Here is a 14,679-nt window from a genome sequence, read left to right on the forward strand (position 1 = left end):
AATGCCTATATCTTGTTCTAAATTTGCATCTTTATGATGTCATTGAAGTTCGAAACCATCTTGTTCCGAACTTGCATCAACGCCGAAAACGATAGCTGCGCTTTCTGCGCGGCTACCGTGGCACCAATCAAATCATCGCTTTGGCCCAGCTCGACTGCCGTAATTTTGGCTTCTGCCAGTTTTTGGTGGGCGTCAACAGTATCAAAGATTTGCTTGAATGTGCTGCCGACACGCAGATCTGAGTCTTTTCCTACGTGGTTACCGGAAACCGCGTTCACCGACTCAAACGTCGGGTTGGTGATCACGCGGCTGCTGTTCAAACGCTCGAGCATCGCGTGCTCAAGTGGACTGATTGCGGGGAATTCCATGGTTTATCTCCTGCTGAGTAAAGCGGTCATTAACGTCTGACCAATTCAATTTCAACGCGTCGGTTGGCCAATCGCCCCTCTTCGGTTGCATTGTTGGCCACCGGGTAGCGCCCGCCCTGCCCGCGAATTTCCATCATCTCGGTGGGCACGCCCGCCATCATCATCCAATAGGCAACATCGTCCGCGCGGCGACGGGACACGCTCAGGTTCACCACCGTATCGCCATGACTGTCGCTATGGCCGGTGATGCGCACGGTTTTGATTTTCGGATCAAACAGCACCAATTCGCTGATGGCTTCCAATTGGCTGCGCTGGTTTTGGGTCAGCGCCAGAACGCCTGATTGGAAATTGAAGATGGTGGTCTTCGCTTGGCGATAACTGATCGGGGGCAATGCACTGGTACAGGTCTGAAATGCATCCAACGCCGGACGCATGTTCACGGTGGGAAAAGTGACGCTGTGAAAATCGTCACGCACCGTCAGCCACGCGCCAGCGACAATGTCGCGGTAGATAAAGTCTGCACCTTGCGCCACGGTGATGAGCTTAGGCGTGCGCGTAAACTCATTCACCAAGGTTTCTTCGTAGTCGTGGCTGCCCCATCGAGGCATCTCACTTTGCACAATCAGCCCCTGATTAAATGACGCAACGCTGCGCCCAGACAGCGACAGCGCGAGCGGCTTCCCGCCTGCGCTTTCAAACCGCACGTTGACACCAGAATAGCGGTCTTCCACCGTGAGTTCGCAGCCATCATCGGCTTTTTTGCCGTGCCACTGAATCTCGTCAAACGGCACCACATAATCGGCAGCACCAACACAAAAGGCAGCACTCGACAGTGCTGCTATCACAAGAGAACGAGAGGTCATCGGCGTTACATTAAATCAAACAGCGTTGGGCTGTTCATGACCGTCATGAACGTGGACTGCGCCGCTTTGAGCGTCAGCATGCTTTGTTCCAGTCGCACCGAGGCTTCCACGTAATCCAGCTCTTGAATGCTGCTGTGCAGCGTGGTCGCGTAGTGTTCGGTGTCAATGCTATTTTGCAGCATGCGATCCAGCGTGCTGTCATTGGCGCCCAGCACGGCCACCGAGTTCATCACATCGCGCTGCGTGGACTGGGCCACATCAATCGCGGACGCTAATGTTTGGGTGTAATCGCCGGTCGGATTTTTGATTTCCGCAATCGCAGCATCAATGGCATTGAAAAATTCACTGCTGCCCGCAAGCATGTCCTGCGCGGTCACGTTGTTGGCGATGGTGGTGTCGGCATCGACTTTGGTAAAACGCTGCTCATCGTTTCCTAAAAACGCATAAGGCGGCGTGGTTTCAATCGCCGGCGTGTTCACATCGGTGCCGGAGAACAGATACACGCCATCACTTTGCTTATTCAGCAGCGACAACGCTTCGTTTTTCAACGCTTCCAGTTCGGTGACGATGCCTGCCATCGCCTCTGGGTCGAGGGTGCTGTTTTGTGCTTGCAGCAGCAGATCCGATACGTCCATGGCCACGTCGTTGAAACTGGTCATGTAGGTTTCGTACTGCGCATACCCCGACTGCACACTGGCGATGTTTTTCTGGGATTGCAACGCGCTGGCGATGGTTTTCTCCAGCCCTTGTAACTTGTATGACGCAATCGGATCATCAGATAAATGATTGATTTTATTTCCGGTTGCGATCTGTTCGGCCACTTTGTTGATGCTGACATTGTTGTCCATCATCGCGCGGCTCATCATTGAATTGAACTGAGTATCAGTGACTCGCATAAAAATATTCCTGATTAAAACGAATTCAGAACGGTGTCGAACATTTGATTGGCGGTCGCAATCACTTTCATGTTGGCCGAATAGGCGTTCATGTACATCATCAGGTTGGCCGCTTCTTCATTGGAGCTGACCGCGCTGATGCTGTCGCGCGCCGATTGCGCTTCGGTCAAGCCGATCATCGCCGCTTTGTAATCGCCTTGCGCTTTTTGCGACACCACGCCGACCGTGCCGAGCATTTGCGCGTACACGTCGTAGATGTTCACTTGTTCACCGTTGATATCGATCGGTTGATTGGCAAGCTTTGCCAGCTCGGTCGCAATGTCGGCATTGCCCACGCTGCCATTGGATGAAAACGCCAGCTCAGCCGCCGTGATGTTGGACACCGACAAGGTCGACGCCGGATTAGCCGGATCGTAGGTAAAGAGCGGCTGACCCGGATTGCCATTGAGATCAGTCCCCGTCATCAGCAGCGCATTCACGGCATCGGCAAACCCAGCCGCCATATCATTAAGCTGCGCCATGATCGGCAGATACTGCTCATTTTTGAGTGTGTCGATCGCGCCCAGCTCGCCGCCTTTGGGATCTTTAAACGCAAACGACTCGCCATTAAAACGGACGGTGATCTCTGTGCTGTATTTGTCGCCTGAAGACGTATCAACGGACAATTGCGCCACATGCGAGCCCACCACCAGCGGTTGGCCTGACTGCGTTGCCAGCTCAACGGTGCCATCTTGGTTGTAGAGCACGTTGATCCCCATCGATTGAGACACCAAGCTCAGCTCGGTATCGAGGGCGTCTTGATAGGCTGAAATGTCGTGCCCTTTGGCGCTCGCCAAACGGATCTGCTCATTGAGCGTCGCCACGTTTTGCAGTTGGCTGTTCACCTGCGTCAACGTGGTCGATTGCTGCTGAATCGCGGTATTCAGATGGTTGGACAGTTGATTCATGGTGCCGTTGAAACGGGCGCTCAAGCTCTTGGCATTCGCCAGCACTTGGGTGCGATACACCAAAGATTCGGGGCTTAGGGTGGATTCTTCCAACGCGGCAAAAAAGTCGTTCAGCCCTAAGCTAACGTTGAGGCCTTCCATCCCCAGCACGCTTTCGATGTTTTTCATGCCCGACATGAACGCCAGATGGTGTTGCAGCTCTGTGTTGGCTGAGCGCAGACGCTCGACCGCCGCTTGGTCTGACACGCGGCGAATGCTGGTCACCGACACGCCGCTACCCGCACTATTGGGGCCGGCATTGCCGTAAATCACCGCACTTTGATCGACCACTTTGCGGCTATAGCCTGCCGAGTTGATGTTGGCGGTGTTTTGCGCCGTCACATTCATGGCCACCTGGTTGGCCATGGCGCCGGATAAAGCAATATTGTACATACTCATGGGTTATACATTCCTCATGTGCTGGCCTGAGAGTTGTTGGTAGAGCATCTCTGCAAGGCCAAACGAGCGTTGCTGCGTGACCGACATCGCCAGTTGGTTATCTAACATGCTCTGAAACATCGAGTTTGAATTGTTGGACAGGGGGTTCTCTTCATCGCCCAGCGCTTCAGTTGCCGAGCGCATGCGTTTGAACAGCTCTTGAACAAACAGCGCTTCAAACTGACGCGACACTTCGCGCAGCGCGGCATCTTGGTCCGCGTCATACTTGATGGAGGCCAACGCCTGCGGATCGAGATAGAACGCGTTGTTTTGGCCTGCCACCAATTTCCCCTCAAGGCGTGATGCCACCGCCGCCACATCGTCAAACGCTGCCAGCTGCTGCCACGCCATATCGGCTGTGGCGCCGGTTTCTGGTGAGACAGTGTTCGCTGCGGGAGTGTTACTCGCGGAAGTGCTGATCGCGAAAGTGTCACTCGGCGCTGGCCGATGTGCCGCACTCACGTTCGGCGCCGCCGTAGACGGCGTTGACGCCAATGAATCAGAATGAAGCGGAACATAACATTGCTCCGCCACCCACTGTATCGGGTTGGATCGCACCGGCGCGTCAGTTAATTCTGGTTTCGACGCCGACTCGATACCAAAGATACGTAGAAAATCAGCAAACATCAGATCACCACCAAATTGGCATTGATGGCACCCACTTCGTCCAGCGCCTGCAGAATCTGCATCAAGGTCATCGGCGAGGCGCCAATGTGGTTGATTGCATCCACGATATCCTGCAGTTGCGTGCCTTCCGGCCACACCATGGCGCCGTTGTTCACTTCCTCAATGTTGATGTTGGAATCGGCAATCACGGTTGTCTGGCCCGGTGCATTGATCGAACCGCTGCTGTTGGGTTGTGACACCAGTTTGTTCTCTTGAATGCGAACGGTTAAACCGCCTTGCGACACAATCGCCTGCCCCACCGTCACGCCTTGGCTCATCACCACGGTGCCGGTTCTAGAGTTAAACACGATGCGTGGCGGCTCGGCGCCAATATCCACATCCAGCGTTTCAACCATCGACAAAAACATCGAGCGATCTTCACTGTCGAGCGGCGCGGCAATTTCTACCGTGCCTTTGTTGATCACTTTGGCCACGCCACGCCCAAACGTGCGGTTAATGGCTTTGGAAATATTGAGCGCGGTTTGGTAGTTCGGTCGCTTCAGTTGCAGCATCACCATCGGCTCTTCGTCGACGCCTTGGGTGAACGGCACTTCGACAGTTGCGCCGTTGGGAATGCGCGCCACGGTCGGCGTATTGTGTGTCACGCTGGAGCCGTCATTGGCGTCGATGCGAAATCCGCCCACCACCAAATGTCCTTGCGCCACCGCATAAACGTTGCCATCAATGCCGCGCAGCTCGGTGATCAGCAGCGTGCCGCCGCGTAAACTTTTGGCATCGCCGATTGACGCCACCGTCACATCCAGCGTTTGCCCCGGACCTTTGTGTGCATCCACTGTCGCCGTCACACTCACGGCTGCGACGTTTTTCAGTTTCGGCTTGCCGCTTTCTTGTAGCTGAACGCCAAACTGCTGCACCATGTTGACGATCGATTGCTGGGTGAATTTCACCTGCGATTTATCGCCGGTGCCATCCAGCCCGACCACGACGCCGTAGCCAATCAACTGGTTGTGGCGATCGCCATACACATCGGTGATGTGCGAAATCGGTACCGCCCAGCTCAGCGGACTCACCGCCACGCACAACACGCCCAAAAGCCAGGCAAAAAAACGTTGGTTTCGCATCAGAATGGCATCCATGGTGAATTGAAGAACTGGGTTAACCAGCCCGCCGTGTTGGTATCGGCAAAGCTGCCACGACCCGCGTAAGTAATGCGCGCGTCGGCAATGCGTTGGGACGACAGCGTGTTATCGGCACTGATGTCACTGGCCCTGACGTTGCCCGTCAAACGAATGAATTCATCGCCCTGATTGAGCTTGAGCCATTTTTCGCCGCGCACTCGCAGCACGCCGTTGGGCAACACTTGATACACGGTCACGGTGATCGAACCACTCAGGCTATTGCCCTGTTTCGAGGCAGCGCTGCCAGCAAAGTCGCGGTTGCCGCTGGCACTGGCGGACAGGTTATCGAACACATGCGTGCCCAAGGTTGGCACATTGAGTGACGCGTTGGAGTTCTTGCCATATTTGGTGGTGGCGCTTTTGTCTGACTCGGTTTTTTCATTCAGCAACACGGTCAAAATATCGCCAACGCGGTAGGCACGGCGATCCTGAAACAGCGTCATGGCGGCATTGCCCGTGTAGAGGCTGCCTTTGCTCACGCGCGCCACGTCGTAGTTGATTTCCGGCGGCGCGAAATCCGCATCATCCGGACAGGGCGGCACGAAGTCAGAGGTGCGCCCCGCGCACCCCACCAACGTCATGCTCACCAGCGCCAGTACCACGTACCGCTGGTTAAATCGCCGCCAAGCGCTCGCCATCACGTTCACGCTACGCATCATGTGTTATTGGCGATGTATTGCAGCATCTGGTCGGCGGCGCTGACCATTTTGGCACTCATCTCATACGCGCGCTGTGTGGAGATCATATCGACCATCTCTTCCACCACTTGTACGTTCGAGGTTTCCAGCGCGCCTTGTTTGATCACGCCCGCGCCATCGGTGCCAGCCACCAGTTCCATCGCTTCACCCGACGCTTCGGTTTCCGCCAGCAGGTTGGCACCTTTCGCCGTCAGACCCGATGGGTTCATGAACTTCACCAGTGTGATTTCACCCAATTGCTCTGGCTCGACTTGGCCTGAAACCACCGCCGACACCTGACCATCCTCAGTAATCGTTACCAACGTGGCGTTATCCGGCACGTTGATTTCCGGTTGCAGCAGGTAACCTTGCGTGTTGACGATGGCGCCATCCGCGTTCAGATGAAACTGACCGTTGCGGGTATACAACACTTCCCCTTCCGGGCCTTCGATTTGGAAGAAACCGTCGCCGACGATCGCCAAATCAAACTGCTGGCTGGTGTTGTTGATGTTGCCCTGCGTGAACACTTTTTCTGTGCCCGCCACTCGCACACCATTGCCAAGCTGTACGCCGGTCGGGTGTATATTTAAATCGTTGGTGCCCGTACCGGCCTGCTTCTCGACCGAATAGAACAAGTCTTCAAACACCACGCGATCGCGCTTAAAGCCAACGGTATTCACGTTGGCCAAGTTGTTGGAAATTGCCGTCATTTTGGCGTCCTGCGCCGCCATGCCGGTTTTGGAAATCATTAATGCGTTATGCATACGTCACATCTCATTGATTTAGGCTCTCAGCAGTTGATTGCCCATTTTTTCTATTTCACTGGCCGACGCCATGGCTTTCACCTGCATCTCATATTGGCGGGTCAGCGCCATCATGCTCACCAGCTCATCAAGGCTTGATACGTTACTGCCTTCTAGGTAGCCCGAACGCACCGCTACCTCGGGATCAAACGCCAACGTCTCACCCTGCTTTGGCACAAACAGGCCGGAGGTGTGCAGCGTCATCTCGGCATATTCCGGGTTGACGAGCTTGAGCAGACCAATTTGCATTTCTGCGCCGCCCCCTGGTGGCGTGATGCTGATGGCACCATCGCTGGCGATGTTGATGGCCTGAAATTCCGGCACTTCAATCGGACCGTCTTCGCCCAGCACTTGGCGATCGCCCAGCAGCAATAAACCGTCACTGCTTAAGCGAAAGTTGCCCGCGCGGCTGTAGAGTTCTTCTGGCTCACCCGCTTGGCCTGCCACGGAAAAGAAACCGCGCCCGGGGATCTGTACATCCAGATCGCGCCCAGTACGTACTTCTGCGCCGGGGGTAAAATTGGTGGACGCCGAGTTGGTTCGCGTGGTGACCGAGGATTGAAATCCCGAGCCTGCCACCGCCATCGCATCAGAGTGTTCCATCAACGACTTGAAACCGACGGTGTTGGCATGTGCAAGGTTATTGGCGCGCACTTCCTGAGCCAACATGACTCGCTCCGCACCTTTCGCGGCCGTGAATAGAATCGGATTCATGATTAAACCGCGTTAAACAGCGACATCATCAATTGATCCGCTGTGGTAATGGTTTTGGTGTTCGCTTGATAGTTGCGCTGCGCGCTCATCAAATGCACCAGTTCAGACGTGAGGTCGACGTTTGAGCCTTCCAGCACACCCGAGGCCAATTCACCAAACTGGCCAGAGCCTGGAATGCCATACACCGGCTGACCAGAGCCGTAAGTCTGCGTCCAAGCGGTGTTGCTGGTTTGCATCAATTCTTGTGGCGCGTTGAAGTTCGCCAGCACCAATTGCCCTTGCAGCAGCGACTGACCGTTGCTGTAAGTGGCGTACACCATGCCGTTGGCTTCCACACGAATGTCGGTGAAACTGCCGGAGGTATAACCGTTTGGATTGTTCTTTGAGACGACAAAATCACTGCCATATTGGCTCAGGTTCGTCATGTCAACGGTGATGTTCAGGGTATCGGCACCCGCTGCTGACGCGCTGATGGTGTACGCCGTTGCTGAGGTCAAGTTGCCCTTGGAGTCGAATGTCGCTGGCGTAGTCGTCAAGGTACTGGTGTCACCATCGACAATGGAGTGAATTTCCCACGTGTTGTCACCCGTTTTGACGAAGTACTGCGTCAAGGTGTGTTCGTTCCCTTTGGAATCGTAGACCGGTGTGGTGTACGAGTTGTTGTACGAATCCACATTCTTCGGGTCAAACGGATTCTCCTTGGTATCAATCGCATCCACACGGTCGTCGAGGTTGGCGGCGAAGTCGACTTTATTGGTCGCTTTCGCTTCTAGAGACGACATGTCCACCTTGAGCGGCCCCATGGAGCCTGCCAACAAGTTGTTGTTGCCATCCACGGTGTAGCCTTGCAGACTGCCGCCAGTATTGGAAATCACGTTGCCTTGTGAATCGAGGCCAAACACGCCCGAACGGGTGTAACTCAGTTGGCCGTTTTTATCTTGCACGACAAAAAAGCCTGAACCCGTCAGCGCCATGTCCAGTGAGCGTCCAGTGGCCGACATGGATCCGGTCGCTTCGAAGTTCTGGCTAATGCCCATCACCTGCACACCGCCAGCTTGCTGGCCGTTGTATACCGAACCAAATTCCGTGCGTGATTCTTTGAATCCAGTCGTGGATACGTTCGCAATGTTGTTCGAAATCGTATTCAGTTCCTGATTCGATGCATTTAAGCCACTCAGGGCGATGTTAAAACTCATACATCATTCTCTTGATTAGTCTCTTCGCTTTTCTTGCCAAAAGAGGAAATTTCATAAAATGGAATGTCACCGACACCATGAATGGTGAGCACACTCGCGCCGCCGGTTGAAGGCACCGTGACTTTCTGTACTGTGCCTTCCAAAGTGATCGCAGGCTTGTAGTTCTGACCCTCATCAACCACCACGGTCATCTCGTATTTGCCTTTCAAGCCCAGCTTTTCGGCATCAATCGAGAAATCCACTTTGCCTTCTGGCTGAGCGCCCAGTGGAATACGCGTGACATTGCCCGCTTCATCCACCAGCTCCAGCGTCACCGTGTTGGAGGATGACGTCAGCTCAATGGAGCCGTTGTAAGTGCCCTCGCCATCGGCGTGCAGCGTATCGGTTCTGACAGACACGCTCTGCCCCACCAAGCCTGCCGTAGTCAGCACTTGCAAGTTGTCCATCATGATCGCGTTGTTGTTGAGGATCGACACCATGTTGTCCGTGCTTTGCACCTGCGCAAACTGCGCCAGTTGCGTGACGTATTGCGTGCCATCGGTGGGGTTCAACGGATCTTGGTTTTGCACCTGCGCCACCATTAAGGTGATGAATTCGTTGTATAAAGAGCTCGTACTGTTTGCATTGGTGGTGGTTTTGGTCGATGCAGACTGCACCGTCACACGCGTATCCACTCCCGCGACGACTGAAGTCGTTGCCATTTAGAGCTCCCAGATTCGCATCAATGACTGTTGCATTGATTTCACGTTATTGAGCACTTCCACGTTGGCTTCAAAGCTGCGTGTGGAAGACATCATGTCGGCCATTTCATTCACAACGTTGATGCCCGAGTGGTACACGTAACCTTCGTTGTTCGCCAAAGGGTGACCCGGTTCATAGCGACTTTCTGACATGCCCGACACTTCGATTACATCGGCGATGCGCACGGGCACCGAGCCGGATGCAGACTGCGCCGACAGCGAATTAAACACCGACGTAAACACCGGCTTGAGCGGCTTGTAGACATCATTCGGGTTCGACGCAACAGAATCTGCGTTGGCCAAGTTACTGGAGATCGTGTTGAGCCGAATCGTCTGAGCCATCATGGCCGACCCCGACGTTTCATAAATACCGTTAAACGACATAGCGCCTCTTCATTGATTTATTGCCCTTCGATAGCCCGTTTCAAGCCCGAAATTTTTGACTTCAGAAACTGCAAGCTCTGCTGGTATTCCATGTTGTTCTGCGCAAATCGGGCTTGTTCCGATTGCAGTTCCACGGTGTTCCCGTCTCGTGAACGTTGCACCGGAATGCGATACAACGATTCGGTTTGAATACCGATGGCGCTGGTCTCTTTCATCAAACCGGTCATCACGACGTTAAAGCTCACGTCTTTGGCTTTGTAATTGGGGGTATCGGCGTTGGCGATGTTCGAAGCCAGCACAGAGGTTCGCTCTGTTCTGAACTGCAGCATCATCGGATGCACACCCAAGGCCTCATCTAAATTAATCATGTTCTAAACCGTAACAATTGAATTTCAGAACCAATAATTAAAAAGTGTCGGACTGAAAATGGGTCAGCATTATAATTAATATCGATTAAACCAAATGTAAGAATAATCCGTTCGGGACGAAAGACGAGGCGTATTGCGGGGTAAAAAATTTATCTTACAATATTCTGACTAATTAAAATTTGAACCCAAAGTTCTCTTATGTATAATGCGCCGCCTTATTATATTTATGTGTTTTGGAACATCATATGAAACTAATTTCTATTGTGGAGATAGGCAATCATAAGAGCCTTTTAACGAAACGCGTAATCGATTTCATACAAGCGCAACAAATCCAGATTAAAACGCTTTTTGAGAAATCATTATCCATTAAAAACATAGAGTTAGAAACTTCAGAAGCCGAAGAAGTGCCCGCATCGCTGTACACCTGTCACTTTTCAATCGGCGAACTTGGCACCCTCAGTGCCTCATTATCATGCCGAGGCATCGATAATATTTTTTGCCGACATCTGAATATTCCTACATGGGTGTCAGACGATATTTTAAATTATGAAAAACTCACGTTTTCGCACGTTAATTTCTTTCATCGGCAGGTCATGAGTCTTTTAGAGATCTTATTTCCAAAAATAAAAGTCGACCTATTAAAAAGCGAAACAACTCAGCAAACTTCCATTGACATTAATTTGTCTTTGGTCGCGAACGAATGTCAAGAAGAACTATACATCAGCTTTAGTAACGAGCTACTGGATTATTTCTCGGATGGATTAAAGAAACAAAAAGATTTCAATGTTCACGACGTTCAACACCAGCTGAATGACATACCGTTTAACATTAACGTCGTCCTGATGAAAAGCGAACTTTCCATCAATGATGTCAATGCGATTGCGGTCGGCGACTTCATTGAATTGCAGAAATACGATCTGCTGGACGTGAATGTCGAAAACCAAACTCTGTTCAAAGGCCAACTGATTGTTGGCGAAAATGCTCAATTAGGAGTGAAGTATGCGTGATGATTTAGACGCTTTTGATGAACCGATGGATGACTTAGATCTGCTCGGTGATGATCTGGATTTTGACGGCCCAGCCATGGCCGATGAACTGTCTTCACTCCCCCAAGACACGGCGCTGCCTACAGGCAATAAATCCAACATGGGGCTGATTCGTGATATTCCGGTCGAAGTCACCGTGGAAGTGTCTCGCCGCCGCTTACCACTCAAAGAGATCATGAGTATCGAACCGGCTTCGGTCATCATGCTCGACAAGCAAGAAGGTGAACCGGTCGATATCAAAATCAACGGTGTGTTGTTTGGCACCGGGAACATTATCATCCAAGACGGCAAATACGGTGTACAGGTGCTGGCGCTGGTCAACAATGAACACCATGAATAAACGCTGGGCAGGATGGCTAGTCGCCATCCTCTTGGTCGGGCTACCGTCTTGGGCATCTGCGCAAGACATCAGCCTGTTCACGATTCACGATGCGTCGGGAACCAGTGAATACTCCGCCAAGCTGCAAATTTTAATCATGATGACGATGCTGAGTTTTGTGCCAGCATTCATCATCATGTGTACCTGTTTTACGCGCATTATCATTGTGTTATCGATTTTGCGCCAAGCACTCGGCTTGCAACAATCGCCCCCCAACCAAGTGTTGGTCGGCTTGGCCTTGGTCTTCACGCTGCTGATCATGCGCCCAGTGTGGACCGAAATTTACGCCGACGCGTACCAGCCATACATGCAAGAGAAGATCACCTTGAGCGAGGCCATCAGTACCGGGGCCAAACCGCTGCATCACTACATGCTGGCGCAAACGCAAGTTCAGACGCTGGAACAAGTAACCAAAATCGCGGGTGAATCACTGGCGGAAAATGACGATGACATTCCGTTTTTGATCCTGTTGCCGGCGTACGTGTTGAGTGAGCTGAAAATCGCCTTTCAAATTGGCTTTATGGTGTTTCTGCCGTTTCTGGTGATCGACCTGGTGGTGGCGTCAGTGCTGATGTCGATGGGGATGATGATGCTGTCACCGCTGATCGTGTCACTGCCGTTTAAACTGCTGGTGTTTGTGGTGGTCGATGGCTGGGGCATGCTGGTGAGTAGCCTATCGCAAAGTTTTTGGATGGGAGGCTAAGATGACGCCCGAAATGTCCGTCACGCTGGTTGCTCATGCGTTGTGGGTGATCATCGCCATGGTGTCGGTGTTGATCGTGCCCAGCCTGCTGGTTGGCCTCATCGTCGCGGTGTTCCAAGCCGTGACGCAAATCAACGAACAAACGCTCAGTTTTCTGCCTCGTTTGCTGGTGACCATGGTGTCGATCATCGTGACGGGCCATTGGCTGTTGATGAAGCTGACCACGTTGTTTGAGACCATTTTTCACAGCGTTCCTAGCCTGTCCCAATGATGGATGTCACGTTCACGCAACTGACCGAATGGTTGGGCATTTTGTGGTGGCCTTTCGTTCGCTTTAGCGGTTTCTTTTTGGTCGCGCCGGTGTTTGGCGACAGCAAAGTGCCGCTGATGACCAAAGTGCTGCTGGCCCTGTGCTTTTCGCTGCTGTGCGCGGGCATGGTGACGAACGTGCCGAGCTTTAATCCGTTCTCCCTGCAAGCGGTGCTGTTTGGCCTCTACCAATTCAGCTTCGGACTGATTTTTGGGCTTGCGGTGCAGATGTTCATCACCATCTTCACGCTCGCCGGGCAAGCGCTGTCGATGCAAATGGGCTTATCGATGGCGATGATGAACGACCCCAACAGCGGCTCCAGTGTCGCCATTACCGGGCAAATTTTCTCGCTCACCGCGATGCTTCTGTTTTTGTCGATGGATGGGCATTTGATTGTGCTGGATGTATTTGTCGACAGTTTTACCCTGTGGCCCATGAATCAGCCCTACCCGTTTGAGAGCATCAAGCACCTGATTTCCCTATTCAGCTGGATGTTTTCATCCGCGCTGATCATTTCGATTCCGGCCATCATTACCATGCTGCTCAGTAACGTCACCTTTGGGTTTATGAGCCGCATTGCGCCGTCGCTCAACGTGTTTGTGCTCGGCTTCCCGATGACCATGTTTTTGGGGCTGTTCGCGTTGCTGATTTCGATTTATGGCATCGGCGACATCTTTTTCAATCTGCTCACCGAACTGCACGAGCACTTAAACATCATGTTGAGGATGTCATGAGTAGCGGCGATAAAACCGAACAGGCCAGTAGTCAGAAGCTGGATAAAGCCCGCAAACAGGGGCAAATTGCGCGCTCCAAAGAGTTCTCCAGTGCGATCATGTTGATGGTGTGTATCGGCTACTTTTATGCCAATGCCGATAGTTTGTCTGGTCACCTCATGCAGCTGTTTGAAGTGTCGTTTCGCTTTACGGCCGAATCGCAAAGCGATCACGACCACATTCTGCATTTGATCACGCAAAGCTTGTATTTGATGATCAAAGTGTTTGCGCCACTGATCATCTTTCAGTTCATCGCATCGGCGATTGCCACCTGCTTGTTGGGCGGTTTTCATTTCAACCTCAGCTTGCTGGCACCGAAGTTTTCCAAAATTAACCCACTCAGCGGGATCAAACGTATCTTCTCGAAGCAGACGCTGGTTGAGTTTCTTAAAAACGTGGCCAAGATCAGCCTGATTTTCGCGTTGCTGTATTACATGATCAGCACCAACTTTCACATGATCGGTAGCTTGGTGCGCGCGTCGTTTCAAACCACCATTCACTTCTCATTGCAGTATGTGTTGGAATTGCTGGGCATGCTGATTTTGATTGCGATTCTGTTTGGCGTCATCGACATTCCGTACCAAAAAATGACGTTTGGCACACAGATGAAGATGACCAAACAGGAAGTCAAACAAGAGCACAAAGAGCAAGAAGGCCGCCCAGAAATCAAAAGCCGCATTCGTCAGATTCAGATGCAAAATGCGCGCCGCTCAGCCAGCCAAACGGTGCCCACTGCCGACGTGGTTTTGATGAACCCGACGCATTTTGCCGTGGCACTCAAGTACGATTTAACCAAAGCGGAAGCGCCGTTTGTGGTCGCCAAAGGTAAAAACGAGGTCGCCTTTTACATTCGTACGCTCGCCGAACAACATCAGGTGGAGGTGCTGGTGGTGCCAGAAATCACCCGTTCGATTTATCACACCACACAATTGAACCAGATGATTCCCAACCAGTTGTTTCTCGCAGTGGCGCAGATTCTAAAATACGTGCAACAGCTCAAATCGTGGAAAACCGGTCAACAAGGCAAACCGGCCAAACTGCCGGCCTTCGTGATCCCAGACAACCTGCGCTACTGAGCGTTGACGTGAAAGGGTCGAATGGCATCGACCCAGCAAAATGCGAGGGACATGACATAGAAAGCTGCGTAGAAAGCTGCGGCGAAGAACATTGCGAAGGAAATCCCCGCGACAGCGATAAAAGCCGACAAAAATAACCGATAAAAAAACCAGC

Annotated in this window: 19 protein-coding genes; 6 read left to right on the plus strand and 13 right to left on the minus strand. The window is 52.4% G+C overall.

The genetic code is table 11. The features are described from left to right. Positions 1-17: 17 nt before the first annotated feature. From VFA_RS08565 to VFA_RS08625, 13 genes are all read right to left on the minus strand, one after another. Complete coding sequence (locus VFA_RS08565) at positions 18-368, minus strand: flagellar hook-basal body complex protein FliE (protein WP_004726316.1); 351 nt, start codon at positions 366-368, stop codon at positions 18-20. Positions 369-397: 29 nt separating this feature from the next. Further along, on the minus strand, positions 398-1,231 hold the full coding sequence (locus tag VFA_RS08570; protein WP_231623419.1) for an OmpA family protein: 834 nt from the start codon (positions 1,229-1,231) through the stop codon (positions 398-400). Between the two features lie 5 nt (positions 1,232-1,236). Further along, positions 1,237-2,127, minus strand: coding sequence for a flagellin N-terminal helical domain-containing protein (locus VFA_RS08575; RefSeq protein WP_004726318.1), 891 nt, complete (start codon positions 2,125-2,127; stop codon positions 1,237-1,239). A gap of 14 nt (positions 2,128-2,141) precedes the next feature. Further along, positions 2,142-3,512: a flagellar hook-associated protein FlgK gene (flgK, locus tag VFA_RS08580; protein ID WP_004726319.1), complete on the minus strand. Its 1,371-nt coding sequence runs from the start codon at positions 3,510-3,512 to the stop codon at positions 2,142-2,144. Between the two features lie 3 nt (positions 3,513-3,515). After that, positions 3,516-4,178, minus strand: a complete 663-nt coding sequence (locus tag VFA_RS24000; RefSeq protein ID WP_232281697.1) for a rod-binding protein — start codon at positions 4,176-4,178, stop codon at positions 3,516-3,518. Continuing rightward, positions 4,178-5,299: a flagellar basal body P-ring protein FlgI gene (locus VFA_RS08590; protein WP_004726322.1), complete on the minus strand. Its 1,122-nt coding sequence runs from the start codon at positions 5,297-5,299 to the stop codon at positions 4,178-4,180. The genes VFA_RS24000 and VFA_RS08590 overlap by 1 nt, the downstream gene beginning before the upstream one ends. After that, entirely contained in the window at positions 5,299-5,937 is a 639-nt protein-coding gene (flgH, locus tag VFA_RS08595) for a flagellar basal body L-ring protein FlgH (protein WP_038151450.1), read from the minus strand. The genes VFA_RS08590 and flgH overlap by 1 nt, the downstream gene beginning before the upstream one ends. A gap of 74 nt (positions 5,938-6,011) precedes the next feature. Beyond that, positions 6,012-6,797: a flagellar basal-body rod protein FlgG gene (gene flgG, locus VFA_RS08600; protein ID WP_004726324.1), complete on the minus strand. Its 786-nt coding sequence runs from the start codon at positions 6,795-6,797 to the stop codon at positions 6,012-6,014. An 18-nt stretch (positions 6,798-6,815) separates the two neighbouring features. Then, entirely contained in the window at positions 6,816-7,550 is a 735-nt protein-coding gene (locus VFA_RS08605) for a flagellar basal body rod protein FlgF (protein WP_038151277.1), read from the minus strand. A 2-nt stretch (positions 7,551-7,552) separates the two neighbouring features. Further along, positions 7,553-8,746, minus strand: coding sequence for a flagellar hook protein FlgE (flgE, locus tag VFA_RS08610; protein WP_004726326.1), 1,194 nt, complete (start codon positions 8,744-8,746; stop codon positions 7,553-7,555). Next, positions 8,743-9,447 carry a flagellar hook capping FlgD N-terminal domain-containing protein gene (locus tag VFA_RS08615; RefSeq protein WP_004726327.1) on the minus strand — a complete coding sequence of 235 codons (705 nt, stop codon included), beginning with the start codon at positions 9,445-9,447 and terminating at the stop codon, positions 8,743-8,745. The genes flgE and VFA_RS08615 overlap by 4 nt, the downstream gene beginning before the upstream one ends. Beyond that, positions 9,448-9,870 carry a flagellar basal body rod protein FlgC gene (gene flgC / locus VFA_RS08620; protein ID WP_004726329.1) on the minus strand — a complete coding sequence of 141 codons (423 nt, stop codon included), beginning with the start codon at positions 9,868-9,870 and terminating at the stop codon, positions 9,448-9,450. Positions 9,871-9,887: 17 nt separating this feature from the next. Next, positions 9,888-10,238 carry a flagellar basal body protein gene (locus VFA_RS08625; protein ID WP_038151279.1) on the minus strand — a complete coding sequence of 117 codons (351 nt, stop codon included), beginning with the start codon at positions 10,236-10,238 and terminating at the stop codon, positions 9,888-9,890. Positions 10,239-10,483: 245 nt separating this feature from the next. On the opposite strand from VFA_RS08625, the gene VFA_RS08630 reads away from it, so the two are divergent. From VFA_RS08630 to flhB, 6 genes are read left to right on the plus strand one after another with little or no spacing between them, the layout of a single operon-like run. Continuing rightward, the gene (locus VFA_RS08630; RefSeq protein ID WP_004726331.1) at positions 10,484-11,245 is read left to right on the plus strand and encodes a FliM/FliN family flagellar motor C-terminal domain-containing protein; all 762 of its coding nucleotides are present in this window, start codon (positions 10,484-10,486) and stop codon (positions 11,243-11,245) included. Continuing rightward, the gene (locus tag VFA_RS08635; RefSeq protein ID WP_004726332.1) at positions 11,238-11,624 is read left to right on the plus strand and encodes a FliM/FliN family flagellar motor switch protein; all 387 of its coding nucleotides are present in this window, start codon (positions 11,238-11,240) and stop codon (positions 11,622-11,624) included. The genes VFA_RS08630 and VFA_RS08635 overlap by 8 nt, the downstream gene beginning before the upstream one ends. Continuing rightward, positions 11,617-12,366, plus strand: a complete 750-nt coding sequence (gene fliP, locus VFA_RS08640; protein WP_004726333.1) for a flagellar type III secretion system pore protein FliP — start codon at positions 11,617-11,619, stop codon at positions 12,364-12,366. The genes VFA_RS08635 and fliP overlap by 8 nt, the downstream gene beginning before the upstream one ends. Before the next feature lies 1 nt (position 12,367). Next, complete coding sequence (locus VFA_RS08645; protein WP_004726334.1) at positions 12,368-12,637, plus strand: flagellar biosynthetic protein FliQ; 270 nt, start codon at positions 12,368-12,370, stop codon at positions 12,635-12,637. Then, positions 12,634-13,410, plus strand: coding sequence for a flagellar biosynthetic protein FliR (gene fliR, locus VFA_RS08650; protein ID WP_004726335.1), 777 nt, complete (start codon positions 12,634-12,636; stop codon positions 13,408-13,410). The genes VFA_RS08645 and fliR overlap by 4 nt, the downstream gene beginning before the upstream one ends. Beyond that, positions 13,407-14,525, plus strand: coding sequence for a flagellar biosynthesis protein FlhB (gene flhB, locus VFA_RS08655; protein WP_004726336.1), 1,119 nt, complete (start codon positions 13,407-13,409; stop codon positions 14,523-14,525). Before fliR ends, flhB begins: the two co-directional genes overlap by 4 nt. Positions 14,526-14,679: the final 154 nt, after the last annotated feature.

The sequence above is a fragment of the Vibrio furnissii CIP 102972 genome (assembly GCF_000176175.1).
Classification (GTDB): domain Bacteria; phylum Pseudomonadota; class Gammaproteobacteria; order Enterobacterales; family Vibrionaceae; genus Vibrio; species Vibrio furnissii.

What these genes read in the sequence shown, in the direction of transcription:
- VFA_RS08565 (WP_004726316.1), bottom strand. Translation starts at nt 368, where the DNA reads ATGGAATTCCCCGCAATCAGTCCACTTGAGCACGCGATGCTCGAGCGT.
- VFA_RS08570 (WP_231623419.1), bottom strand. Translation starts at nt 1,231, where the DNA reads ATGACCTCTCGTTCTCTTGTGATAGCAGCACTGTCGAGTGCTGCCTTT.
- VFA_RS08575 (WP_004726318.1), bottom strand. Translation starts at nt 2,127, where the DNA reads ATGCGAGTCACTGATACTCAGTTCAATTCAATGATGAGCCGCGCGATG.
- flgK (WP_004726319.1), bottom strand. Translation starts at nt 3,512, where the DNA reads ATGAGTATGTACAATATTGCTTTATCCGGCGCCATGGCCAACCAGGTG.
- VFA_RS24000 (WP_232281697.1), bottom strand. Translation starts at nt 4,178, where the DNA reads ATGTTTGCTGATTTTCTACGTATCTTTGGTATCGAGTCGGCGTCGAAA.
- VFA_RS08590 (WP_004726322.1), bottom strand. Translation starts at nt 5,299, where the DNA reads ATGCGAAACCAACGTTTTTTTGCCTGGCTTTTGGGCGTGTTGTGCGTG.
- flgH (WP_038151450.1), bottom strand. Translation starts at nt 5,937, where the DNA reads ATGACGTTGGTGGGGTGCGCGGGGCGCACCTCTGACTTCGTGCCGCCC.
- flgG (WP_004726324.1), bottom strand. Translation starts at nt 6,797, where the DNA reads ATGCATAACGCATTAATGATTTCCAAAACCGGCATGGCGGCGCAGGAC.
- VFA_RS08605 (WP_038151277.1), bottom strand. Translation starts at nt 7,550, where the DNA reads ATGAATCCGATTCTATTCACGGCCGCGAAAGGTGCGGAGCGAGTCATG.
- flgE (WP_004726326.1), bottom strand. Translation starts at nt 8,746, where the DNA reads ATGAGTTTTAACATCGCCCTGAGTGGCTTAAATGCATCGAATCAGGAA.
- VFA_RS08615 (WP_004726327.1), bottom strand. Translation starts at nt 9,447, where the DNA reads ATGGCAACGACTTCAGTCGTCGCGGGAGTGGATACGCGTGTGACGGTG.
- flgC (WP_004726329.1), bottom strand. Translation starts at nt 9,870, where the DNA reads ATGTCGTTTAACGGTATTTATGAAACGTCGGGGTCGGCCATGATGGCT.
- VFA_RS08625 (WP_038151279.1), bottom strand. Translation starts at nt 10,238, where the DNA reads ATGATTAATTTAGATGAGGCCTTGGGTGTGCATCCGATGATGCTGCAG.
- VFA_RS08630 (WP_004726331.1), top strand. Translation starts at nt 10,484, where the DNA reads ATGAAACTAATTTCTATTGTGGAGATAGGCAATCATAAGAGCCTTTTA.
- VFA_RS08635 (WP_004726332.1), top strand. Translation starts at nt 11,238, where the DNA reads ATGCGTGATGATTTAGACGCTTTTGATGAACCGATGGATGACTTAGAT.
- fliP (WP_004726333.1), top strand. Translation starts at nt 11,617, where the DNA reads ATGAATAAACGCTGGGCAGGATGGCTAGTCGCCATCCTCTTGGTCGGG.
- VFA_RS08645 (WP_004726334.1), top strand. Translation starts at nt 12,368, where the DNA reads ATGACGCCCGAAATGTCCGTCACGCTGGTTGCTCATGCGTTGTGGGTG.
- fliR (WP_004726335.1), top strand. Translation starts at nt 12,634, where the DNA reads ATGATGGATGTCACGTTCACGCAACTGACCGAATGGTTGGGCATTTTG.
- flhB (WP_004726336.1), top strand. Translation starts at nt 13,407, where the DNA reads ATGAGTAGCGGCGATAAAACCGAACAGGCCAGTAGTCAGAAGCTGGAT.